19 protein-coding genes are annotated in these 22,452 nt (G+C 60.5%); 13 read left to right on the forward strand and 6 right to left on the reverse strand.

The genetic code is table 11. The features are described from left to right. Positions 1 to 2 precede the first annotated feature (2 nt). On the reverse strand, positions 3 to 2,066 hold the full coding sequence (locus tag JQ566_RS08175; protein ID WP_212371749.1) for a right-handed parallel beta-helix repeat-containing protein: 2,064 nt from the start codon (positions 2,064 to 2,066) through the stop codon (positions 3 to 5). On the opposite strand from JQ566_RS08175, the gene JQ566_RS08180 reads away from it, so the two are divergent. Further along, positions 2,042 to 2,971, forward strand: coding sequence for a glycosyltransferase family 2 protein (locus JQ566_RS08180; protein WP_212371750.1), 930 nt, complete (start codon positions 2,042 to 2,044; stop codon positions 2,969 to 2,971). The two genes, JQ566_RS08175 and JQ566_RS08180, sit on opposite strands and share 25 nt — an antisense overlap. On the opposite strand, the gene JQ566_RS08185 is transcribed toward JQ566_RS08180, so the two are convergent. Continuing rightward, complete coding sequence (locus JQ566_RS08185; RefSeq protein ID WP_212371751.1) at positions 2,968 to 4,131, reverse strand: acyltransferase family protein; 1,164 nt, start codon at positions 4,129 to 4,131, stop codon at positions 2,968 to 2,970. The two genes, JQ566_RS08180 and JQ566_RS08185, sit on opposite strands and share 4 nt — an antisense overlap. Continuing rightward, a complete protein-coding gene (locus tag JQ566_RS08190) occupies positions 4,082 to 5,449 on the reverse strand; it encodes an undecaprenyl-phosphate glucose phosphotransferase (RefSeq protein WP_212371752.1) in 1,368 nt (455 codons plus the stop codon). Before JQ566_RS08190 ends, JQ566_RS08185 begins: the two co-directional genes overlap by 50 nt. A 394-nt stretch (positions 5,450 to 5,843) precedes the next feature. Here JQ566_RS08190 and JQ566_RS08195 point away from each other — a divergent pair, with 394 nt between their 5' ends. From JQ566_RS08195 to JQ566_RS08205, 3 genes are all read left to right on the forward strand, one after another. Further along, positions 5,844 to 6,836 carry an ABC transporter substrate-binding protein gene (locus JQ566_RS08195; protein ID WP_349643311.1) on the forward strand — a complete coding sequence of 331 codons (993 nt, stop codon included), beginning with the start codon at positions 5,844 to 5,846 and terminating at the stop codon, positions 6,834 to 6,836. A gap of 774 nt (positions 6,837 to 7,610) precedes the next feature. Beyond that, on the forward strand, positions 7,611 to 8,585 hold the full coding sequence (locus JQ566_RS08200; protein WP_212371754.1) for a GDP-L-fucose synthase family protein: 975 nt from the start codon (positions 7,611 to 7,613) through the stop codon (positions 8,583 to 8,585). Positions 8,586 to 8,646: 61 nt separating this feature from the next. After that, on the forward strand, positions 8,647 to 9,954 hold the full coding sequence (locus tag JQ566_RS08205; RefSeq protein WP_212371755.1) for a WcaI family glycosyltransferase: 1,308 nt from the start codon (positions 8,647 to 8,649) through the stop codon (positions 9,952 to 9,954). A 106-nt stretch (positions 9,955 to 10,060) separates the two neighbouring features. Here the strand turns inward: JQ566_RS08205 and gmd are convergent, their stop codons facing one another. After that, on the reverse strand, positions 10,061 to 11,152 hold the full coding sequence (gene gmd, locus JQ566_RS08210) for a GDP-mannose 4,6-dehydratase (RefSeq protein WP_212371756.1): 1,092 nt from the start codon (positions 11,150 to 11,152) through the stop codon (positions 10,061 to 10,063). 221 nt (positions 11,153 to 11,373) lie between these two features. On the opposite strand from gmd, the gene JQ566_RS08215 reads away from it, so the two are divergent. The 5 genes from JQ566_RS08215 (at position 11,374) to JQ566_RS08235 (ending at position 17,456) form a co-directional block, all read left to right on the forward strand. Further along, on the forward strand, positions 11,374 to 12,786 hold the full coding sequence (locus JQ566_RS08215; protein WP_212371757.1) for a mannose-1-phosphate guanylyltransferase/mannose-6-phosphate isomerase: 1,413 nt from the start codon (positions 11,374 to 11,376) through the stop codon (positions 12,784 to 12,786). A 182-nt stretch (positions 12,787 to 12,968) separates the two neighbouring features. After that, positions 12,969 to 13,973: a Gfo/Idh/MocA family protein gene (locus tag JQ566_RS08220; protein WP_212371758.1), complete on the forward strand. Its 1,005-nt coding sequence runs from the start codon at positions 12,969 to 12,971 to the stop codon at positions 13,971 to 13,973. A gap of 10 nt (positions 13,974 to 13,983) precedes the next feature. Next, on the forward strand, positions 13,984 to 15,171 hold the full coding sequence (locus JQ566_RS08225) for a DegT/DnrJ/EryC1/StrS family aminotransferase (protein WP_283814332.1): 1,188 nt from the start codon (positions 13,984 to 13,986) through the stop codon (positions 15,169 to 15,171). Positions 15,172 to 15,360: 189 nt separating this feature from the next. Further along, entirely contained in the window at positions 15,361 to 16,887 is a 1,527-nt protein-coding gene (gene murJ / locus JQ566_RS08230) for a murein biosynthesis integral membrane protein MurJ (RefSeq protein ID WP_212371759.1), read from the forward strand. 113 nt (positions 16,888 to 17,000) lie between these two features. Next, a complete protein-coding gene (locus tag JQ566_RS08235) occupies positions 17,001 to 17,456 on the forward strand; it encodes a DoxX family protein (protein WP_212372127.1) in 456 nt (151 codons plus the stop codon). A gap of 219 nt (positions 17,457 to 17,675) precedes the next feature. Here JQ566_RS08235 and JQ566_RS08240 read toward each other — a convergent pair whose 3' ends face one another. After that, a complete protein-coding gene (locus JQ566_RS08240; protein ID WP_212371760.1) occupies positions 17,676 to 17,825 on the reverse strand; it encodes a hypothetical protein in 150 nt (49 codons plus the stop codon). A gap of 41 nt (positions 17,826 to 17,866) precedes the next feature. On the opposite strand from JQ566_RS08240, the gene JQ566_RS34515 reads away from it, so the two are divergent. Then, positions 17,867 to 18,271 (forward strand): hypothetical protein, encoded by a 405-nt coding sequence (locus tag JQ566_RS34515; protein WP_249139329.1) that lies wholly within the window; start codon positions 17,867 to 17,869, stop codon positions 18,269 to 18,271. An 82-nt stretch (positions 18,272 to 18,353) separates the two neighbouring features. Further along, positions 18,354 to 18,743, forward strand: a complete 390-nt coding sequence (locus JQ566_RS08250) for a VOC family protein (RefSeq protein WP_212371761.1) — start codon at positions 18,354 to 18,356, stop codon at positions 18,741 to 18,743. 123 nt (positions 18,744 to 18,866) lie between these two features. Here the strand turns inward: JQ566_RS08250 and JQ566_RS08255 are convergent, their stop codons facing one another. Next, positions 18,867 to 19,259 (reverse strand): hypothetical protein, encoded by a 393-nt coding sequence (locus JQ566_RS08255; protein WP_212371762.1) that lies wholly within the window; start codon positions 19,257 to 19,259, stop codon positions 18,867 to 18,869. A gap of 319 nt (positions 19,260 to 19,578) precedes the next feature. Here JQ566_RS08255 and JQ566_RS08260 point away from each other — a divergent pair, with 319 nt between their 5' ends. After that, positions 19,579 to 19,854, forward strand: a complete 276-nt coding sequence (locus JQ566_RS08260; protein ID WP_212371763.1) for a DUF1127 domain-containing protein — start codon at positions 19,579 to 19,581, stop codon at positions 19,852 to 19,854. 233 nt (positions 19,855 to 20,087) lie between these two features. Beyond that, the gene (locus tag JQ566_RS08265; RefSeq protein ID WP_212371764.1) at positions 20,088 to 22,397 is read left to right on the forward strand and encodes a xanthine dehydrogenase family protein molybdopterin-binding subunit; all 2,310 of its coding nucleotides are present in this window, start codon (positions 20,088 to 20,090) and stop codon (positions 22,395 to 22,397) included. The last annotated feature ends 55 nt before the right edge of the window (positions 22,398 to 22,452 follow it).

Below are 22,452 nucleotides of genomic sequence, written 5' to 3' on the forward strand. Positions count from 1 at the left end.
CTCTATTCCATTCGTTTGGGTAGCGCTGGTAAGGCCAGTGCCTTTGAAACATCGGGGTGTAGCGACAAAAATGTCGATACAGCCTCGCGAGCCGACTTTGCTCCAATTTCGTCAGGAAGTGAAAGTCCATCCTGATTGTCACTTAGATTGACCAATCTTTCCGTCGCGTCCCCCAGGAATCGCTTCAGTGCCCCGCCAGCCACGGCATTAGACCGTATCTCGTTTCCGCCAGGCTCGCCCTTTTGCTCCGTGCTAATGGCAGCGAGCGATGGATATCGAACTCGCCACGTTTCCGATTGAAATGGCATTGCAACGAGCTTCTTCTCGAACTCGCTAGAGACCATCGGCCGCTGCCAGGTCATGCCCCGGTTGTCCGCCAAAATGGCCGCTTTGGTGGGAGCTAGAAACAGATTGCGAGATATCTTGTTGTCACGCCCGCCACCAAGCAAGATCGGGAGGTTCACTTTATAGAACACGTTTCTATCAATCGTTGCGCCGCTAAATTGGTCATCTAGGTAGACACCCACGGCTGTCCTCTTCGAGTTGGGGAGAATGTCGTGGAAGAAATTGCCAGTAATCAAGTTCCCGCGCATGCTCCAATCCCGACCCATATAGATTGCGCCGGCGTCGTCGGTTTGCGTAAGCAAATCAGTAAGCTCATTGCTTTCGATGGTGTTGTCGTTGCCGGAGACTGTAATTCCGGAATGCGGGCCGTGCGCTATGAGACTGCCTACAACCGTATTTCCAACTCCTTGGAGCTGAATGCCAGGCCGGTAAGCGGGATTCTCTAGTCCGAAGTACGCAACTACGCTGTTTCTGACGAAATTGTCGGACCGAGCAAGCGTTCGTCGGTTTCCTCCATCAAGTGAAATGCCGCCTTCCGCGGTTTCCGAGATCAAGCAGCGATCGAACGACACTCGAGCGCTAGCGGAAACGACTGCCCCCCATGTTCCGGTGCCCTTAATCGAGCACTCTCGCACCTCAATGTCAGAGGAGTTAACGATGCGGATAGCCTCTCCTAAGGTTTGACCGAGTTGCAATCGTTCAATGTGGACATTTCTTGCATTCTGCAGCACGAAGATGTGCTTCGATACGGATACAGAAACCTCGCTTTCTTGTCCTCCATACGGAATGAACAATAGATGGTTCGGTGAATTCAAAACCATTTGCCCTGGAGAACTGAGGCCTCCGAGAATATTTTCGACGAAGAATCGAAAGTGACTACGTGCTTGAAGGGGCGTTTGCAGTCGGTCTACTTGAAAGGTCTGGCTCGCTGGATCGAAGCTCTTTACAGGGACGGACTCGTATGCCCAGTCACGGGCCCAATATCCGGAGATCCACATCGCCTTTTCATGCGATAGCTGTTTCGTCTGCTCTGGAGACAGTCGAACTTCAGGGGACTGGCCAGAGAGCTGAACGCTAATATCCTCACTGAACCCCTGACGGGGCCAGCGGGCGAACGTTAGGCGCCGATCGCCTTGAAAGACTTCAAGACCAGAGCTTGAAATCTTGGTGTAGGTGCTCCTCTGTGATTTGTGGAATTCAAAAGGTTGGCTTGGAAGTGCAACGAATCGTGCTTCCGCGGGAATGCGAACGTCAGGGGCGTCGCTCGGGACTGCAGGGCGGCTTGAGATCAGGGCCGATCCAAGCAGTTGGCTGCTGCCATCTGGTGCTCCTCTGATGGTCAATGGGGAGCTTGGAAGCCCCGAATTCATGGCGTTTAAGAGTATTGGTTCTGAAAGCCTGTGGATGCCGGGAGGGAGTTCAATAGTTATCTCTTCTCCAGCAGCCAATCCAGAGCGAATCTTGGGCACCGCCTCGACTGCTTCGAGTAGGCTGGCGAATGTATTCTCGGTTGATGAAGTTTCTGGTTGAACAAAAATGGTGCGGGCCGAAGCGCGAGGAGAAGCAATTGCAGTAAGTGTGATGGCCAACAATGCTAACTGAATCATTCGAGGTGCGAATAGCGATGAAAAGACAGGTCGCTCAGAGTTGTCGATACCCAATATAATCAATACGGCTTTTGCAAAACGGTGCATCGATGAGAAATTTGGTCCCAACCGCATGTGTGGTAGTTCCGACATTTCGACGGCCTGAACTTCTTGAGCGCTGCCTCAGGAGTCTCCAAGGGCAGTCCCAGCAAGCTCATGAAATCAAGATAGTAGCCTCGGATCCAGCGGAAAAGGAAACTATTGAACGTATGGTTGAGCTGCTTGGTCTAACCCAAGCAGATGTCATTGCTAAAACGCGCTTGCTGTTGGGAGGTGAAGCGCGAAATGTGGGGTGGAGATCTTGTTGTTCTGATATCGTTATGTTTGTGGATGACGATGATTATTGGGACAGTGAAAAAATAGCCAAGCACACTCGCAAGCACATCGAGAGTGCGGCGGAGGTCGTTTACTCAGGCGTAGTCTACACATTTGGATCATCTGAACAAGACTTCGTACGCTTGGCCAGGCCGCCGGCCTCAGACATGAGAACGGCGTTGCTTCGCGATGGATTTTGTCCACCCACAACTAGCTGCGTCTCCGTTACGAGATCTGCGCTTGAAGGCGCATCAGGCTTCGACGAAGCACTCAAGTCATATCAAGATTGGGATCTTTGGTACCGCTTGGCAGGCACGTGCAAGTTCGCTTCTATCTCGGAGCCCTTGGTGTATTTTGTGCAACACCGAGGCGAACGTGTCTCGATGCAAAGTAGCAACCGCATTCAGGCCGCGAAGCAACTGCTTGAGAAGTACGGAAGATCGCAGCAGTTGCTGGAGTTCTTAAACAGAGAACTTGTTCGCACGCTTGAGCGAGCGTTAGTTTTCTCCGCAAGAGAGGGGGACGGTACCTCTTTTCCAAGATTTTGGTCCGAAGTTCGGGCCGGAAATCTGAAAGTTGTGCACTGGCGAACGTACTGGATATCTTTGAAGATGCTGGTCTATTTGTCTAACCACCTCTTTGCGCGAGCTCTAAAGGCCGATTAGGTGGCGGCTAGATTCGGAGCGCGCCGGCCCGAAAAATCGCTCTTGAAGCGAGTCAACAAGGGCCGTTCGATGAACCTGTGGATGATCATCCCTCCAGCGATACCAGTGCATGCAGCAAGCAGGATCGCGCCGTGGGGGGGCAAATTTGGTATTGCGGACTTTAGGAGCCGAAGCACGGCGGAGATGATATGGGGATGGAAGAGATATATTGAATATGAAGCTTCTCCAAGCAAGATGCCGAGGCGATTGCGCTTGGCTGGGCTTGTGAAAGCTGCAAAGGCAACGATGGGTGCAGAACATAGAGAGGTGAACACAACCGATTCGAGCGTGCCAAGTGTGCGACCATAGAAAAAAGCGAGCGTCATCATTATGACTGTGGCGGAAACCAGCAGTCCGAATTGGTAAGAGATAACTGCCTTAGCGCCGCCCACTCTTAAGTATAGTAAGCCTAAGCAAAACCCGACGCCGAACTCTAGATTAACTGGGCTGACGAGGAAATCCCATAGATCGTTTCTTCCCGCCCCCCCCAGCAATGCGCTCAGCACCGGCCCAGCGAACCATAGAAAAATCCCGTATCGAATTAGTGGATACCCAAGCCAGGTAAATCCAAAAAGAAAGTAGAAAAGCATCTCATGTCTCAGCGTCCAAATGTTGAGCGGAGCAACTTGGCCAACCGGAAATAGGAAGGCTGCACGCAAGTAATCCGCCCAGTTCGCAGATACTCCGCCCAACATACGAAGAATTGCATAAGAGCCAATTGCCAGCCACATTAACGGTAAGATCCGGAGCGCTCGCTTCCTTAAAAAATCTAGAAAGGTCAGTTCCGGGACAAAGTCCTTCGGACGAAGGGCAACGTACGCAATGATGAATCCACTCACGACGAAAAATATGTCGACCCCATGAGCTCCGTACATGAGGAAATTGTTGAAGATAGTCACGCCAAAGTATTTGTCGAAAGCTCCCATTCCAGCGGAATGGTCGAATACGACCGCGATGGCAGCAATGCCTCTCAGATATTGGATGCCAACGACTTCGGCCTTCTTATTGCTGGTGGGATTGGCGTTTGACGCCGACACGAGTTTGGGGTCAATCTGAACTGACATTGCGATGCTAGTAGGCAGCAGGATGTAAAAATTGTGCGGCGGCGGTTCGGAAGACAATTCTAGTGTCCAACCACAAGCTCCAATTGTTGATGTACCACAGATCATACTCCACGCGCTTCTGCATCAGGTCGAGCGTGCGGGTTTCTCCGCGATAACCATTAACCTGGGCCCAGCCGGTGATGCCGGGCTTGACGTGGTGGCGGAAGGCATAGTTGCCGATGATCTGCTCATATTCGGTGTTGTGGGCGGCCGCGTGCGGGCGGGGGCCGACCAGCGACATGTCGCCCTTGAGCACGTTGAGGAGCTGCGGCAGCTCGTCGATCGAGGTCTTGCGCAGCCATTTGCCGATCGGCGTGACGCGCGGGTCGTTCTTCTGTGCCTGCACAACCGTCGCGCCGTCCTCGAGCACGCGCATGGTGCGGAATTTGAAGATCCTGAACGCGCGCCCGCCAAAGCCGTGGCGGGTCTGGCGGAAGAACACCGGCCCCGTCGAGGTCAGCTTGATCAGGAGCGCGGTCACCAGCATCACCGGCGCGAACACGAAAAGCGCAAGGCTCGCGCCGACGAGGTCCAGCGCGCGCTTGAGCGCGCGTTCGCGCCACGAGAGCGGGGCGCGGCGCAGCTCGGCGGTGAAGGTGCTGCCGGTGCCGGTCAGCGGATAGCGCAGGAAGCGCGCCGTGTTGGGGTCCGGCACCAGATGCACCGGGAGGGGGAGGATCTTCAGCACGTCCAGAATGCTGTCGATCGCATGCTGCCGGCTCCAGTTGATCAGGAGGAAGACGTGCTCGATCCGGTGCTCGCGCGCGTAATTGATCAGCTCCTCGAAGCGCGGCGCCAGCGAGGAGAGCAGCAGCGGCGAAGCGAGCTCCTTGGCCGGGATCTCCATCAGGCGCATCAGGCGGTAGCCGTGCTGGCCGAGGTCGTCGACCGCGTTGGAGGAGGAGGCAAGGCCGAACTCGGCGATCATGATCGCGCGGCCGTTGGCGAAGGCTCCGGTGCGCAAGGCATGCGCGGTCCAGCGCGCCGCCACGGTCTTCCAGGCCAGCAGCGCGGCAAGGCCGACCAGATAGAACGAGATCGTGGTGCCGCGCGAGAACTCGTCGCTGACCTTCATCGTGAAGGCGATCGCCAGCAGCGCGCCGAACAGGAAGGTCCACGTCGTCAGCGTCATCCGGAACGTGCGGGCAAGGTTGGTGACGGTCTTCAGGCGATAGCCCTGCTGCACGATGGTCAGCAGGATGAAGTTGACCGCCACCAGCACGCTCGCCGCCGCATAGACATCCGCCTTGCCGAGCGTGCCCGCGGTCACGACGTGATAGCCGACCGCGCAAGCGATCCCGCTGACCACGATCAGCGCCGCATCGACCACAGCCATCAGCCGCTCGACAACCACAGGTCGCAGCCAGCTCGGCGCAAATCCCACAGCTGTTTCGGCGACTGGCTCGACCACACGAATTTCCGTCGTCGAATCGGCGACGGGCACCGGCCGAGTGGAAAGAATTGTCATCCTGCCAAACCCATTGACGCAAAATTCATTAGCCCGAACAAGCCGTGCTATCGGGCGAAATCGCTGTTAGAACAAGGCGAAGGAAAAATTAACCTTACCCCACAAGCTTGCATTGTAGCCCATCTCGCCTCGACTGATATGTTAAATTTCACAACCCGTTAGGAAGTCTTCGTTGCCTCGCACCCAGTCCCGGCGGCGGACCCGGCCGAGAGGGAAGCGGTACCTCGCCATTGGCCTTGCGGCCGTCGCCTTGGTGGGACTCGTGCTTCTCCTTCTTCGTCCCGATGCGGCGCCCATCCGAACTCCGGCGGCTTCCAGGCCCGTCGCGATCAAGCTCCTCCTTGACGGGCGATATGGCGCGCGGTTTGCCGGCGAGCTCGCTGCATCCACGCAGGGATATTTCTCCTCCCGCGTTGAGGTGTCGGTTCAGCCCGAAGATCCTGACTTCGTCCAAACCATTGCACGCCAACATGCCATCGGCGTGACGAGCGGCCAGAACTTCCTGCTGGCGAGCTGGCGCGGCGTTCCCGTAACCGCCTTCGCTGCAAGCTTCCTCGATACCTCTGTCGCGATTTTCACGCTCGAAAGCTCGGGCTTGCGGCGGCCGGCTGATCTGGTCGGAAAACGGGTCGGATACCGCAGGGCGAGTGAGGGGGACGTCGTCTTTGATGCCATGATGGCGCAGCTCGGGCTTCCCCGAAGCCAGATCACCAAGGTCCCAGACCGCGAGAGCTTCGAGGCTCTGAGGGCCGGGGAGGTAGATGCGATCATCGCCGCCATCGACGAGCAGCCCGATCCCTCCAGTCCGACCTTCGCGAAGCTGAACGTCATCAAACCGCAGGACCACGGCATCCATGTCCCGGGCCAGGTTTATTTCGCGAGCAATGATCTCATCCATGACCAACCGTCGGTGATCGCCGACGTCCTTCAGGGGCTCATTCGAGGATGGCAATTTGCCTACGCGGACTATGCACGGAGCGTGCCCGTTCTCGCCGGCACCGGCCCGGCCAGGCTGAATTCCGAGCGCCTGAAATTCGAGCTGCAGCAGCAGCGCTCGCTGGTGCTGCCGACGGGCGGCCGCATCGGCGACTACGACGAAAGCCGCTGGCGGACGCTTCGCGATATCCTCCTGTTCGCCAAGCTCGGCGAGGAGGACGTGCCTTTGGCTCAGACGGTCAACTACCAGTTCCTTCGGGATGTGTACCGCCGTTCACCCGACCTCGCTGCTCCGGGCGCCTGGAGTGAGGAAAAATAGGACCAAGAAGCCACACTTGCGCGCCATATCGTCCCAAAAGGCCCTCGGCCGCCCCGGCATCGGTTGCATTTCCGCCGGTGGCCTTGGTAAAGTTCGGTTCACTATTTGGGCTAGTCGCGGAGTGGCGTTATGGACCGTGACGTTGGTCGACTGGGGTCTGACAAGCACGAGTCGGGGATCAAATCCGCAGGGGCGAGGAGCTTTTTGGATGTTTAAGACGTTGATGCGGGCAGGTCTTTTGGCTGCAACTGTCACGTTCTGCGCAGCGAGCGGAGCGAACGCTGCAATGCAGATGCCTGCGCCGGCAGCCCTGCTCACGGGCGCGAGCCAGATGACGCCTGTTACGTTCTGGGCGCAGCCGTATCCATATCGCTACGTGCCGTGGCGCCGTTGCCCCTTGGTGCGTGTCGAGACGCCTTATGGGTGGTACATGGACCGGGTTTGTGCGCCTGTCGGTCCGGTTCTGCGCCGGGCGTACTGAGATTGAAGTAAACCGAGCGGCGGCTGCCGTTTTTCAACGATCCTTCAAGGCAGCCGCACAGCTGATGCGGCTGCCTTGCTCGTTTTTGTTTCATTGTGTGCTGATCATTTGTGCGCGCAGCGCAGGTTCACCATGAATATCTTTGTCGGGCCGGGACAGGCTGTCGCATGGTGAAGATTGTGTTAGCAGTTTGGCGGGGCTGCATCGGCAGCGTGATTGCGTAATGCTATCGGTCGCCGGATCTCGCCAGAGTGGTGGTGATCCGGCTAACCGGATACTGATAGAGGATTACGATGACAGGGGTTTCAACTTACGATCTCGCGGGCAAGCGCATCTTCGTCGCGGGTCACCGCGGCATGGTGGGATCAGCTGTCGTCCGCAGGCTTGCGTCAGAGAATTGCACCGTGCTGACGGCTGATCGGCGTGAGCTGGACCTGACGAAGGAAGAGCCCACGCTGAAATGGCTCGAGGCCAATCGTCCGGAGGTCGTGGTTCACGCCGCTGCAAAGGTCGGCGGTATCGCAGCCAACAACAATTTCCCGGTCGACTTTCTCTGCGACAACCTTGCGCTGGAATTGAGTGTGATCCGCGCAAGTCACGCGGTTGGTGTGCAGCGCCTGCTGTTCCTCGGCTCGTCCTGCATCTATCCCAAGCACGCCAAGCAGCCAATCGCCGAAAGCGAATTGCTGACAGGGCCGCTCGAGCCGACCAACGAATGGTACGCAATCGCGAAGATTGCCGGCCTCAAGATGTGCCAAGCGTATCGTCGGCAATATGGCGATGATTTCATCTCGGTGATGCCGACCAATCTCTACGGCCTCGGCGACAATTATCATCCGGACCACAGTCACGTCCCCGCAGCGTTGATCCGGCGCTTCCACGAAGCCAAGCTCGCTAATGCACCCAGCGTCTCCGTCTGGGGCACCGGCACGCCGCTCCGCGAATTCCTCAATGTCGAGGACTTTGCGGATGCCTGCGTTTTCCTTCTGAAGAATTATTCAAGCGACCTGCCGATCAATGTTGGCAGTGGCGACGAATTGTCGATTGCCGAATTCGCGACAACTGTCGCGGAGGTCGTGGGCTATGGAGGCAAGCTCGCGTTCGATACCTCCAAGCCTGACGGAACGCCACGCAAGTTGCTGGATAGCTCGAGAATCCGAGGGCTTGGTTGGCAGCCGAAAGTTGCCCTGCGGGCCGGCCTCGCGGCGGCCTACGCAGATTATCTCGAAGGCTACGGACGTCATCTGGAAGTCGGCGCAACGCGCTGAGTAGACTACTTAGATTGCAAGCGACTTTTTTTATTCTGAAGTTTGAATTGGGGCGGGCTTTATGCGTGTTCTCTTGGTCGGCATCAATTATGCCCCTGATCTGATCGGCGTGGCGAAATATAACGCCGAGCTCTGCGAAAGTCTGGTAGCCGAAGGTCATGAAGTCAGAGTGATTACGGCGCCTCCCTACTATCCCGCCTGGAAGATCCCTCCGGCGTTCAAATCCTCGTACTTCAGATCGAGAGATGTTGACGGTGTTCGAGTAACGCGTACGCCGATTTATGTGCCCGGACATCCCTCTGGCGTTAGACGGCTGGTCCATCACGCCTCATTCGCGCTCACGAGCGCGGCCCCGGTTCTTTTTGAGGCGCTATCCTGGCGGCCCGACGTCATGATCGCTGTCGCGCCATCGCTGATGTCGGCTGCCTTCGTCTCGTTCGCCGCTCGTCGCGTCGGCGCCAAATCATGGCTTCACGTGCAGGATTTCGAGGTGGATGCGGCGTTCGATCTTGGTTTGCTGCGCAATCCTTCTCTGCGAAAGTGGATGCTTCGAGTCGAAGCAGCGATTCTCAAATCGTTCGACAACGTTTCAACCATCTCTCAAGCGATGGTAGAGCGGTTGAGAATCAAGGGTCTTAGGCCAGACAAAACCGCCGAGGTGAGAAACTGGATTGACACCACCGCGATCTGCCCGGGCTCTCGCGCGACCAAATACCGTCAGGAGCTAAACCTGGGCGAGGACGATATCGTTGCACTCTATTCCGGAACGATGTCCAACAAGCAAGGCCTTGAACTCGTGATCGAGGCTGCGATTGGCTTAGAGAAAAGTCATCCGCACATCCACTTCATCCTTGCTGGCGAGGGGCCTCATAAAATGAGGCTCGAGCAGCTTGCCGCCGGACATCGCAATATCCACTTTATGGGGCTTCAGCCCAATGACAGCTTCAATCAATTGATGGCCACGGCCGATTTCCATCTGATTCCGCAGAAGGCCGAGGCCGCCGACCTGGTGTTGCCCTCGAAACTCGGCGCGATTTTCGCATCTGCTCGGCCGGTCATTGCGATGGCTGAAGAAGGCACCGGCCTCGCGGCGGAAGTCACGAATGCGGGTCTTGTGATTCCACCGGGAGATTCATCGGCTCTCGAGCTTGCAATTTGCCAGCTTAGTGAAGCGCCGACCCTCCGCGAGCACTATGGCGAAGAAGGAAGAAAGCGAGCCCTTGATCGTTGGGATCGACGCACGATCGTGCGCCGGTGGTCGGAGGCCATGACCGGGCAGGGCAATGCGACAGGGCAGACGAATGTCGGCCTGACGGGCGCTGCCGGCGATATTGGGCTTCCGGTGGAGGATGCCGTTCGGTCGCCCTGAGGGATTCGACCGCAGTTGGATGCGGTGATGTCATCCGAAAAAAATGAGCGCCGCGATGGGCGCTCATTTGCTTGGCTTGGTCGCCTTTCTGGCCGATCTACAAGAACTACTCGTGTCGCGGATAATACCTAAACCCGTGCTGCTTGATGAGTTCGTCGCGCTTTGCGGCTTCGAGATCTTCCTTCATCATTTCTCGAACCAGGCTTTCGAACGACGTCTTGGGCTCCCAGCCGAGTTTCTGCTTGGCCTTTGACGGATCACCAAGAAGCGTCGCGACCTCAGTGGGGCGGAAATAGCGTGGATCGACGGAAACGACACACTTGCCGGTCTTGGCGTCATATCCTTTTTCTTCGACGCCACTTCCTTCCCAGCGAACTGTCATGCCCACTTCGTTGGCAGCGACATTGACAAAATCTCGGACAGAATGCTGCACGCCCGTAGCAATCACGAAATCTTCCGGCTTGTCCTGCTGCAGCATCAGCCATTGCATTTCGACATAGTCACGCGCGTGTCCCCAGTCGCGGAGGGCGTCCAGATTACCCAGATAAAGCCGCTCCTGCAGGCCCAAATGGATGCGCGCCAAGGCACGCGTGATCTTCCGGGTGACGAAGGTCTCGCCGCGGACGGGAGATTCGTGGTTAAAGAGGATGCCGTTGCATGCGTACATCCCATAGGCTTCGCGGTAGTTGACCGTGATCCAGTAGGCATAAAGCTTGGCGACCGCGTAGGGCGAGCGCGGATAGAAAGGCGTGGTCTCCTTTTGGGGGATCTCCTGGACCAAACCATACAGTTCAGATGTTGACGCTTGATAGAAGCGCGCCTTCCTCTCCAAGCCGGTAATGCGCATGGCCTCGAGGATGCGCAAAGTGCCGAGGGCGTCGGAATTCGCCGTGTACTCGGGTTCCTCGAATGAAACGGCAACGTGGCTCTGGGCCGCGAGATTGTAGATTTCGTCCGGCTGCACCTGGCCGACAATACGTATCAGGCTCGAAGAGTCCGTCAGGTCGCCGTAGTGCAGGCGGAACGCTGGATTCGGCTCATGAGGGTCCAGATAGAGATGATCGATGCGATCGGTGTTGAAGAGTGAGGTCCGGCGTTTGATGCCATGGACCTCATATCCTTTTTCCAAGAGCAATTCGGCGAGATAGGCGCCGTCTTGACCTGTCACGCCGGTAATAAGTGCACGTTTCTTTGTCATAAATAATCTCTAGGTTCGGTAGGCTGTTCGTACTCGAAAACGAAGAGAATAGGGAGATGGCTGGGTCAAAAATGCAAGCTTAGATTAACGGCTTTGAGGTCTGCCGAATAGGCAACAGAGGTCCTGCTAAGGTTATTTCGAACTTGTGTTCCCACTATGAAATTCTGGCTTTATGGATGTTGCACGATTTGTGAATTGAATTTGGCCTGGAGCTTCTGATTTTGGACAAACGCATAATCCCCCTGATCATGTGCGGCGGTGCCGGCACGCGGCTGTGGCCCGCCTCGCGCGAGGTGCGCCCCAAGCAATTCCTGCCGCTGTTCGGCACGCGCTCGACTTTTCAAGACGCGCTGCTGCGCGTCTCCGATCCCTCGCTGTTCGACCGGCCGATCGTCATCACCAACGCGTCCTATCGCTTCATGGTGCTGGAGCAGCTCGCCGAGATCGGCATCGAGGCGGACGTGATCCTCGAGCCGATGCGGCGCGATTCCGGTCCCGCGATCGCCGCGGGCGCAGTGTTCGCGCAGAACCGCGCCAGTGAGGCGATCGTGCTCGCGCTCGCCGCCGACCACGTGGTGCAGGACAATGCCGCCTTCGTCGCCGCCTGCCGCGAAGGCCTTGCCGCCGCGAATGCCGGGCGCGTCGTCACCTTCGGCGTCAAGCCGGAGCGGCCGGCGACCGAATACGGCTACATCAATCCGGGCGAGGTGATCTCTGGCGAGGTGCATGCGGTTGCACGCTTCGTCGAGAAGCCGGACGCGGTGAAGGCATCCGACTACGTCAATTCGGGCTATCTCTGGAACAGCGGCAACTTCATGTTCCCGGCCGCTGTGCTGCTCGACGAATATCGCAAGGTCGATGCGGCAAGCGTCGAGGCCGTCGCCGATGCGGTCAACAATGCCGGCCGCGATCTCGGCTTCGTCACGCTGGAGCCCGAGGCGTTCGGCGCGGCGAAGGCGATCTCGATCGACTATGCCGTGATGGAGAAGACCTCGCGCGCCGCCGTGGTGCCGGTGTCGTGCGGCTGGTCCGACGTCGGCTCCTGGCACGCGGTGTGGGAGCTCTCGGACAAGGACGCGCTGGGCAATGCGGCGCACGGCACCGCGGTGTTCGAGGACTCCCGCAACTGCAACGTCACCACCGATTCAGCGCTGGTCGCGCTCGAAGGCGTCGACGATCTCGTCGTGGTCGCCACCGCGGACGCGGTTCTGGTCTCGCGCCAGAAGGATGCCAACGGGCTGAAGCGTCTGGTGACCAAGCTCAAGACGGTCGCACCGAAGGTCACCGAGGAGCATCTGAAGGTGCACCGGCCGTGGGGCAGCTATCAGTCCGTCGACAATGGCGCGCGTCACCAGGTCAAGCGCATCGTGGTGAAGCCGGGCGGGCGGCTGTCGCTGCAGAAGCATCACCATCGTGCCGAGCACTGGATCGTGGTGCGGGGCACGGCCCAGGTCACCGTCAACGAGGCCGTGAAGACGGTGCACGAGAACGAGTCCATCTACATCCCGATGGGCGCCGTCCACCGGATGGAGAATCCCGGCAAGATCCAGCTGGAACTGATCGAGGTCCAGACCGGAAGCTATCTGGGGGAAGACGACATCATCCGGATTGAAGACGACTATCAAAGGTCGTAACCAGCAAACTCCGAATCACGCGACCCGGGCCGAGAAGCGGTATCTTTTTCGGCTTAAGGCCCGGGGAACGTGTAACTTTTTGAATCAAATCGTGTCCGGCCCGCGAGGGCGGCATTCGCCACAAATGTGGCGTCCGTGCTAGAAGCGGCCCGGGGATTTGCGTTGAATCGGGGTTTGCTCAGATGAGTTCCAAAGGGTCTGCACCGGCAAAGGCCGGCTTGCGCGTCGGCGTCATTGGTGCCGGTGTGATGGGCAGCAACCATGCGCGCGTGCTCAGCGGTCTTCCCGGCGTCAGCCTCGTCGGCGTCGTCGATCCCTCGCCGGCACATCGCACGCGGGCAACGGAACTTGCCAATTGCGAAAGCTTCGAGACGCTCGACCAGCTCTTCGCCGAGGGCGTCGATGCCGTCACCGTCGCGGCGCCGACCCATTTGCATCACGAGGTCGCGCTCGCCTGCATCGCCAAGAACATCCACGTGCTGGTCGAGAAGCCGATTGCGTCCACGGTCGAAGAGGGCCGCGAGATCGTCGCCGCCGCGCAAAAGGCCGGCGTGACGCTGATGATCGGCCATGTCGAGCGCTTCAATCCGGCGGTCGCTGCCGTCAAGCAGGCGATCGCGGGCGAGGACATTCTCTCCATCGCGATCACGCGCGTCGGCCCGTTCCCGCCGCGCATGTCCAATGTCGGCGTCGTCATCGACCTTGCCGTGCACGACATCGACCTGATCCGCTGGTTCACCGAATCCGACATCGTCGAGGTGCAGCCGCAATTGTCGAGCGCGGTTGCCGAGCGCGAGGACATCGCGCTGTTGCAGTTCCGCACCGCCAACGGCGTGCTCGCCCACATCAACACCAACTGGCTGACGCCGTTCAAGGCGCGCAGCGTCACGGTCGCGACCCGCGGCAAATACGTGATGGGCGATCTGCTGACGCGCCAGGTCACCGAATGCTTCGGCTTCAAGCCGGATGGCAGCTATTCGATGCGGCATCTGCCGGTCGGCCATGACGAGCCGCTCCGCGCTGAGCTGATCGCGTTCCTCAAGGCGGTGCGCCATGGCGAGACGCCGGCGGTCACGGGCGATGAGGGCGTTGCCAGCCTCGAGATCGCGACGCAGTGCCTGGAGACGCCCTCGCGTCCTGCGGCGACGTCACCTGCCCGCAAGGCACCGCGCCGCGTCGCCGGCTGATCTCCTCTCCATGTCGACCACTCAAGAAGCCGCCAAGAATCAGGTCATGAACCAGCATCTGCGTCCCGATCCCATTCCCTTCATCGACGTTGCCTCGCAGCGCCGCCGGCTCGGCGCCTCGCTCGATGCCGCCGTCAAGCGCGTGCTCGACCATTGCCAGTTCGTCAACGGGCCCGAGGTCTTCGAGCTCGAGAAGCAGCTTGCGGTCTACGCTGGCGCCAAGCACGTCATCGGCTGCGCCAGCGGCACCGATGCGATCCTGATGGTGATGATGGCCAAGAATGTCGGGCCCGGCGATGCCGTGCTGTGTCCGTCCTTCACCTTCATCGCGACCGCCTCGCCGGTGGCGCGGACCGGTGCGACGCCTGTCTATGTCGACGTGGACGAAGCCACCTTCAACATGAGCCCGGAGTCGCTCAAGCGCGGCATCGCGACCGCCCGCAAGGCCGGCCTCAAGCCCGTCGCGGTGATTCCGGTCGACCTGTTCGGCCAGCCCGCCGATCACGACGCGATCGCCGAGATCGCCAGGGCCGAGGGCCTGTTCGTGCTCGACGACGCCGCGCAAGGCTTTGGCGCGAGCTACAAGGGCCGCAAGCTCGGCACGTTCGGGCACGCCACCGCGACCAGCTTCTTCCCGGCCAAGCCGCTCGGCTGCTTCGGCGACGGCGGCGCCATCTTCACCGATGACGACGAGCTCGCCGCCACGCTGCGCAGCATCCGCGTGCACGGGCAGGGCGTCGACAAATACGACAACGTCCGCCTCGGCCTCACCGGCCGGCTCGACACCATGCAGGCCGCGGTCCTGATCGAGAAGCTGAAGATTTTTGACGACGAGATCGCCGCCCGCAACAAGGTCGCGGAGCGCTACGCGCGCGGGCTCAGCAACGTCGTCACCGTGCCGCGCCTCGCGCCCGGCAACACCTCGGTCTGGGCGCAGTACACGATCCGTCTCCCTGAGGGGACCGACCGCGACGGCTTTACCGCCGCGCTGAAGGCCCAGGGCGTGCCGACCGCGATCTATTACGGCAAGTCGATGCATCAGCAGACCGCCTACAAGCAGTATCCGGTCGCCGAGGGCGGATTGCCGGGCTGCGAGAGCCTGTCGCAGGACGTCATCAGCCTGCCCATGCACGCCTATTTGACCGAAGCCGACCAGGAGCGAATCATCGCCGCCGTCCGCGGCGCGCTGGCGGGCTGACGTCTCTTTTCACCTCTCCCGCTTGCGGGAGAGGTCGCGCCGAAGGCGCGGGTGAGGGGTCTTTCCTCTGGGGGAGTCTTCGTTGTCGACACAACCCTCTCCCCGCCCTCCCCCGCAAGCGGAGGAGGGAGCGCACCTCCATCGCCGCTAGCACCTAGACCTAATCGCGCCATGCTCTAAAACAGGCGCATGCTCGGACGCATCTTCACGGTCGGTGGTTATACGCTGCTCTCGCGGCTGACGGGGTTTGCCCGCGACATCATGCTTGCGGCGATTCTCGGCGCCGGCCCGGTGGCCGACGCCTTTTTCGTGGCGCTGCGGCTGCCAAACCATTTCCGCGCGATCTTCGCCGAGGGCGCGTTCAACGCCGCCTGGGTGCCGGCCTATGCGCATGTCCATGGCGAGAAGGGCGAGGCGGCCGCTCACCTGTTCGCCGACCGCATCTTCACGCTGCTCTTGGCCTCGCAGGTGGTGCTGCTGATCGCCGCCTGGCTGTTCATGCCGCAGGCCATGAGCATTTTGGCGCCGGGCTTTTCCGAGGACGCCGAGCAGCGCAAGCTCGCGATCGAGCTGACCCGGATCACCTTTCCGTATCTGCTGCTGATCACGCTGGTGACGCTCTATGGCGGCATGCTCAACGTGATGCAGCGCTTTGCCAGCGCAGCGGCCGCCTCGATCTTCCTCAATGTCGCGATGATGATGACGCTGGCGGTTGCCGTCTGGTTTCCGACCGCGGGCCATGCCGCGGCCTGGGGCGTCCTCATCTCCGGCTTCCTGCAATATTTCCTGCTCGCCGGCGATCTCGCCCGCCATGGCGGCTTGCCGCGCTTTGCGCCGCTCAAGCTCGATGAAGATGTCCGCGGCTTCTTCAAGGCGCTGGGGCCCGCGACGTTGGGCTCGATGGGCACGCAGGTCGCGCTGTTCGCCGACACAATCATCGCGACCTTCCTGCCCGCGGGCGCGCTGTCGGCGCTCTACTATGCCGACCGGCTCAACCAGCTCCCGATCGGCGTCATCGGCATCGCCATCGGCACGGTGCTGCTGCCGGAGATGTCGCGGCGCATCACGGCGAACGACCATGACGGCGCGATGAAGGCGCAGCGCCGCGCGTTCGATTTCACGCTGCTGTTCTCGATCCCGTTCGTGGCGGCCTTCCTCACCGTGCCCGACGCGATCATGCGCGCGCTGTTCGCCCGCGGTGCGTTCTCCAAGGCCGATGCCGCCACCGCCGGCGCGACGCTCGCAGCCTATGCCATCGGCCTGATCCCCTTCGTGCTGATCCGCAGCGCGGTCGCGACCTTCTATGCCCGCAAGGACACCGCAACGCCGGTCCGGGCGTCGCTGACGGGCATCGCCGTCAACGTTGCGCTGAAGGTCGCCCTGATGGGATCGCTCGCCCAGATCGGCCTCGCGCTGGCAACCGCCGTCGGGGTCTGGACCAATCTCTTGCTGGTGCTGTTCTTCGCCGTGCGGCGGGGCTTTCTCGTGCTGGACCGCGCCTGGCTGATGTCGCTTGCCAAATTCCTGCTGACCGGCCTGACCCTGGCGGTCGCCTTCTGGCTGATCGCGCGCTTCAGCGGCCCTTTGCTGGGCGCGATGCATTTCCGGGACGAAGTGGTGCTGGTCCTGCTCGCCGTCGGCGGCACCATCGTCTACGCGCTCGCGATCCTCGCGCTGTTCGGCCGCAACTGGCTGGTCTCGCTGGTGCGCGGCTAGGCGTTACCGGCCATCATGCCCCGGCCAGGGCCTTTCATGTGGTTCGCCGATCGTGATACGATCTTGGATGTTCAGGTGCCGCCCTCAGGCAACAAAGCGATGAGGCAGTGACCATGGCATTCCGCTCTCCCTGGCCCACATCTCAAATTGACAAGTTCGTCACCAGCAATGCCGACCTGCTGATCCTGATCGGCCGCATCCTGCTTGCATGGGTCTTCGTAGGCAGTGCATACGGAGCGCTTACCAACTTCAGTGGTTCAGTGAGCTATTTTCGTTCGCTGAACCTTCCAGTGCCCCAGCTGTTCACGGCGACTACCGTCATGGTGGAAGTGCTGATATCGGCTGGTTTGATACTCGGAATCGGTACGCGCTACTGCGCAATCTTGGTTCTTCTCTTTGTATTCTCGGCCACGGCCATCGCCCATCGTTACTGGGAATATCCCGCCGGTCCCCAACAGATTGGGCAGTACAACAATTTCTTGAAAAACATCTCGATATCGGGAGGCGCTTTGTTGATCCTGGTCACCGGGGCGGGGCGGTTCTCCCTCGATCGGAGGCTGGCAGGCTAGCAGCGTGTTCGTTTCAGCCTCTCTCTCAGCGCGATAGCCAATAACTTACCTGAGCTACCCGGAGGCGTGGTGCAAGCATCGTCGCTCCCTCGCAGAGTCGAGAGACAGCGCGGCGGCACGATGTGCGCGCTTGGTTCGTTCGTCCTTGCGCCATCAACGCGACGCGCGGCTCTGCCAGCCTGGAAGCTGCCAAGCCGCGCCCTTGAGGCCATTATTGCGTCACTTCGCCCTAAGCCTGAAGGCAACCTCGAGCAGATGGCTGAGGAGTTTTGAGACAGGCTTCAGGCGCTCACCTATGATCCCGAAGAAGAGCATCAGCCACGTCGCCAGCGCGGCACACCACAACAGGCTTTCCAATGTATCGGGCATGAGAGCCCCCCTTCAAACAACTACTTGAAATCCGAGCAGTGTTGCCGATCGGGACCCGCGCGGCAAGGACTCCAATAAGTGGCAAGACGCCGAAATACTCGGAACAGCGGCAGCTCACCCTGACGTTCGCCAAGCACGGCGTCCGAGTGTACGTCGGGGAAGCCAGACCAATCTGCTGCGGTGCTCTTCTTCGCCGTCAGCGAGGCTTCCTCGCGCCAGACCGCGCATGGCTGCTGTCGCCGGCCAAATTCCTGCTGACCGGGATAGTTCTGGCCGTAGCTTTTTGGCTGATTGCGCGTTTCAGCCCAGCCGCTCTTGCCTCCGGGCACACCTTCCGGGACGAAGCGACGCTGGCCCTGCTCGCCGTCGGCGGCACGATCGTCTACGCCCTCGCGCTCCTCGTGTTGTTCGGCCGCAAGTGGCTGGTCTCGCCGGTGCGCGGTTAGGGCCTACCCTCTACCGGAGGATTGATCTAACGATAGAGGCTTCAGCCAGTTGTCCATCGACGGAAACGATCGGCAGCCCTGCATGCCACAGCATCTGAGCCTTACTGCGGTAGTCGTTCGAGACTATGACGAGGCGATTGCATTCTTTGTTGGCAAACTCGAATTTGAACTTCGGGAGGACACCCGTCTCGACGAAGAAAAGCGCTGGGTTGTTGTTGCGCCGCCCGGCAGCGACGAGAGCGGCATTCTGCTGGCCAAGGCTACGACCCCGGGCCAAGAGCAAGCCATCGGAAATCAGAGTGGCGGCCGCGTCTTTCTGTTCTTGGCGACTGATGATTTCAATCGCGACTACAAAGCGTTTCGAGAGCGAGGCGTGAGGTTTCTCGAACAGCCGCGGCGTGAGGTCTACGGCACGGTGGCAGTGTTTGAAGACCTCTACGGAAATCGCTGGGACCTGATTGAACCGACGTAGGATGTGGGAAGTCGCCACACTTTGCTCAATGAGGGCACTGGCTCGCCGTCGGAGACAAGATCGTCTACGCGCTCGCGATCGGCCGCAAGTGGCTGGTCTCGCTGGTGCGCGGTTAGGCGCGTATCAATGAGTTCGTGATGTCTGCTTGACCCGCGAAAGGCGGACCTGCGCCAAGTGGCCATAGAGAAGGACGACGATACCTGAGAGTCCCAGGCCGATCGCTCGCACAACCCAAAAAAGGCGGTCGATGAAAAAGAGCCCGACCCGGTGGCTCGGTTCCCAGGATTGGTAAGCCCAGACGCAGCCAGCCAAGGCGATGCTCAACGCCGCCAGGCGGAGCGCGGCCTCGCGATAGGGATGACCTCTGCACCAGCGAACGAGGGTATCGTAGGCCTTCCACTGGGGCCAAAGAAGCAAAAGCCAAAGCGAATACTGAATAGCAAACTGCGATTCGTGCTCTGCCAGCACCCGCATTTGCCGATGGAGATGGATGCTATCGATGGCGAGCCAGGCCACGTGGTGGAGATGAGCATTCGGGCAGAATTTGGGGCCCGTCCGCGCGGGCCCGGAACGTGCCGGCGCGAGGGCTCGCTTCTAGGATGCAGTCGATTTCCATACATCCCTTGATTTTGTGTGATTGCCATGGTATTCGCGCCGCATGATCAAATCCGTGCGCAACGTCAATCTCTCGCACATGACCTGCTTCGGCTGGGCCGTGGAAGGAGTCGCGCGCTAGGAATTCGACGACGACATCTTTTCCACCAGGCCCCGCCGGCATCGGACGGGGCCTTTTCATTGGCCACGCTCCCTGCCGGCACAACAGCAGGAGCATTCGATGCCACCACAATTGACGAACAGCACAAGCGAGCCGGAGGTCGACGCCGCGCGGCTTCGTCTCGACTTTTCTATCGCCTTGAGCCTGCTTGGGCGATACTGGCGCGCGTTTCACGGCTGGCGCCGGCAGTCACGTGTCACCTTGCACGACCTGAGCGACAGGGAGTTGATGGATATCGGCCTGACGCGCGGCGAGATCGATCACCTCACGCCCGAACGCGCCCTCGATCGGCTGAGAGATCGCGTAGCGGATCTATGGAGGCGCGGTGGGATGTAACTTTTTAAGGGGCTTGGTGGACCGCGTCTTCGCGGCCGATCCTTCGAGGCGCCCCGCTTTTGGCGGGGCTCCTCGGGATGAGGTCTTGTTTCGCAGCGCAATCTGGATGCCATGGTGGCGGGGGCGCGTCGCGTTCGCCGCCTGCGACCCATATGCACGCCTAAACCCGTTTGCCTTGCCACTTTTTCCACGGCAATATGCCGGCAAAACAACCATAGGACGGGTCAAGACAAATGGCGGCTCCCATCAAGTTCGGCGTTGGCCAAAGCGTGCTGCGCAAGGAGGATGACGCGCTCATCCGCGGCAAGGGCCGCTATACCGACGACTACGCGCCGCAGGCCGCGCTCCGCTGCTTGATGCTGCGCTCGCCGCATGCGCATGCCAAATACACCATCGATGCGAGCCGGGCCCGCGGCTTGCCCGGCGTCGCGCTGATCCTGACCGCCGATGACGTGAAGGATCTCGGCAATCTGCCCTGCCTGTTCAACCTTGAGACCGATCCGTTCACCGGCCCGCCTTATCCGATCCTCGCCAAGGACGAGGTGCGCCATGTCGGCGATGCCATCGCCTTCGTGGTCGCCGAGACCATCGACCAGGCCCGCGACGCGATCGAGGCGATCGAGGTCAAATGGTCGCCGCTGCCGGCGGTGACCGGTGTGGTCAACGCCGTGAAGAAGGGCGCGCCGCAGGTCTGGCCGGACAAGCCGGGTAACGTGCTGTTCGACGTCTCGATCGGCGACAAGGCGGCGACGGAAGCTGCCTTTGCGAAGGCGGATGCGGTGGCCGAGATCAACATCGTCAATCCGCGCGTGGTCGCGAGCTTCATGGAGACGCGCGCGGCGGTGTGCGAATACGACGCCAAGCGCGACCATCTGACGCTGACGGTCGGCAGCCAGGGCAGCCACCGCCTGCGCGACATCCTGTGCCAGAACGTGCTCAACATCCCCACCGACAAGATGCGGGTGATCTGCCCCGACGTCGGTGGCGGTTTCGGCACGAAACTGTTTCCCTATCGGGAATATGCGTTGATGGCGGTGGCCGCGCGAAAACTGAAGAAGGCGGTGAAATGGGCGGCCGACCGCTCCGAGCATTTCATGGGCGACGCGCAGGGCCGCGACAACGTCACCACCGCCAAGATGGCGCTGGCCGAGGACGGCAAGTTCCTCGCGATGGATTGCGACCTGATGGGCGACATGGGCGCGTATCTCTCGACCTTCGGGCCCTACATCCCGCATGGCGGTGCCGGTATGCTGCCGGGCCTCTACGACATCCAGGCCTTCCACTGCCGGGTGCGCACCATCTTCACCCACAGCGTGCCGGTCGATGCCTATCGCGGCGCCGGGCGGCCCGAGGCGGCCTATGTCATCGAGCGTCTCGTCGATGCCTGCGCGCGAAAACTCGACATGACGCCGGACGCCATCCGCCGCAAGAATTTCATCCCGCCCAAGGCGCTGCCGTACAAGACAGCCACGGGCAAGGTCTATGATTCCGGCGACTTCGCCGCGCATCTGAAGCGCGCGATGGAGATCGCGGAATGGAAGGAATTCCCCAAGCGCGCCAAGGCGGCCAAGAAGCACGGGCTTATCCGCGGCATTGGTCTTGCGAGCTATGTCGAGATTTGCGGCGTGATGGGTGAGGAGACGGCCAACGTCCGCCTCGATCCCAATGGCGACGTCACCGTGCTGATCGGCACGCAATCGAGCGGGCAGGGCCATCAGACCGCCTATGCGCAGATCGTCGCGGAGCAGTTCGGCCTGCCGCCGGAGCGCGTGCATATCCACCAGGGCGATACCGACGAGATCGCGACGGGCCTCGGGACCGGCGGCTCGGCCTCGATTCCCACGGGCGGCGTCTGCGTGGAGCGCGCTGCGGGCGATCTGGGCAAGAAGCTGAAGGAGCTTGCAGCGCAGGCGCTGGAGGCCAGCGCCGGCGACCTCGAGATCACCGACGGTGTGGTTCGCATTTCCGGCACCGACCGCTCGATCTCCTTCGCCGATCTCGCCAAGCGGCCCGGCGCCGATCCGTCGAAGCTGAACGGCAGCGCGACCTTCGCCAGCGCCGACGGCACCTATCCCAACGGCACGCATCTGGCGGAGGTCGAGATCGATCCGGCCACCGGCATCATCAGAATCGTCAACTACGTGATCGTCGACGATTTCGGCAAGACGCTCAATCCGCTGCTTTTGGCGGGCCAGGTGCATGGCGGCGCCATGCAGGGCATCGGCCAGGCGCTGATGGAGCAGGTAGTCTATGGGCCGACCGACGGCCAGCTCATCACCGCCACCTACATGGACTACGCGCTGCCGCGGGCGGCGGATGGTCCGTCCTTCGTGTTCGAGACCCACAACGTTCCCTGCAAGACCAACCCGCTGGGGGTGAAGGGGGCGGGCGAGGCCGGCGCGATCGGCTCCTGCCCGGCCGTCGTCAACGCCATCGTCGACGCGCTCTGGCGCGAATACAAGATCGGCCACATCGACATGCCGGCAACGCCGGAGCGGGTGTGGATCGCGATCAACGAGCATCACCGCCGTCACACCCTCTAAACCCGATCTCCGCGCGCACGGGAATAAACGCGCCGCGCGGGGTTCTACCCATGAT

Source organism: Bradyrhizobium sp. SZCCT0231, assembly GCF_018130245.1.
Classification (GTDB): Bacteria; Pseudomonadota; Alphaproteobacteria; order Rhizobiales; family Xanthobacteraceae; genus Bradyrhizobium; species Bradyrhizobium japonicum_F.

What these genes read in the sequence shown, in the direction of transcription:
- JQ566_RS08180 (WP_212371750.1), top strand. Translation starts at nt 2,042, where the DNA reads ATGAGAAATTTGGTCCCAACCGCATGTGTGGTAGTTCCGACATTTCGA.
- JQ566_RS08175 (WP_212371749.1), bottom strand. Translation starts at nt 2,066, where the DNA reads ATGCGGTTGGGACCAAATTTCTCATCGATGCACCGTTTTGCAAAAGCC.
- JQ566_RS08190 (WP_212371752.1), bottom strand. Translation starts at nt 5,449, where the DNA reads ATGGCTGTGGTCGATGCGGCGCTGATCGTGGTCAGCGGGATCGCTTGC.
- JQ566_RS08200 (WP_212371754.1), top strand. Translation starts at nt 7,611, where the DNA reads ATGACAGGGGTTTCAACTTACGATCTCGCGGGCAAGCGCATCTTCGTC.
- JQ566_RS08205 (WP_212371755.1), top strand. Translation starts at nt 8,647, where the DNA reads ATGCGTGTTCTCTTGGTCGGCATCAATTATGCCCCTGATCTGATCGGC.
- gmd (WP_212371756.1), bottom strand. Translation starts at nt 11,152, where the DNA reads ATGACAAAGAAACGTGCACTTATTACCGGCGTGACAGGTCAAGACGGC.
- JQ566_RS08220 (WP_212371758.1), top strand. Translation starts at nt 12,969, where the DNA reads ATGAGTTCCAAAGGGTCTGCACCGGCAAAGGCCGGCTTGCGCGTCGGC.
- JQ566_RS08225 (WP_283814332.1), top strand. Translation starts at nt 13,984, where the DNA reads ATGTCGACCACTCAAGAAGCCGCCAAGAATCAGGTCATGAACCAGCAT.
- murJ (WP_212371759.1), top strand. Translation starts at nt 15,361, where the DNA reads ATGCTCGGACGCATCTTCACGGTCGGTGGTTATACGCTGCTCTCGCGG.
- JQ566_RS08235 (WP_212372127.1), top strand. Translation starts at nt 17,001, where the DNA reads ATGGCATTCCGCTCTCCCTGGCCCACATCTCAAATTGACAAGTTCGTC.
- JQ566_RS08240 (WP_212371760.1), bottom strand. Translation starts at nt 17,825, where the DNA reads ATGCCCGATACATTGGAAAGCCTGTTGTGGTGTGCCGCGCTGGCGACG.
- JQ566_RS08250 (WP_212371761.1), top strand. Translation starts at nt 18,354, where the DNA reads ATGCCACAGCATCTGAGCCTTACTGCGGTAGTCGTTCGAGACTATGAC.
- JQ566_RS08260 (WP_212371763.1), top strand. Translation starts at nt 19,579, where the DNA reads ATGCCACCACAATTGACGAACAGCACAAGCGAGCCGGAGGTCGACGCC.
- JQ566_RS08265 (WP_212371764.1), top strand. Translation starts at nt 20,088, where the DNA reads ATGGCGGCTCCCATCAAGTTCGGCGTTGGCCAAAGCGTGCTGCGCAAG.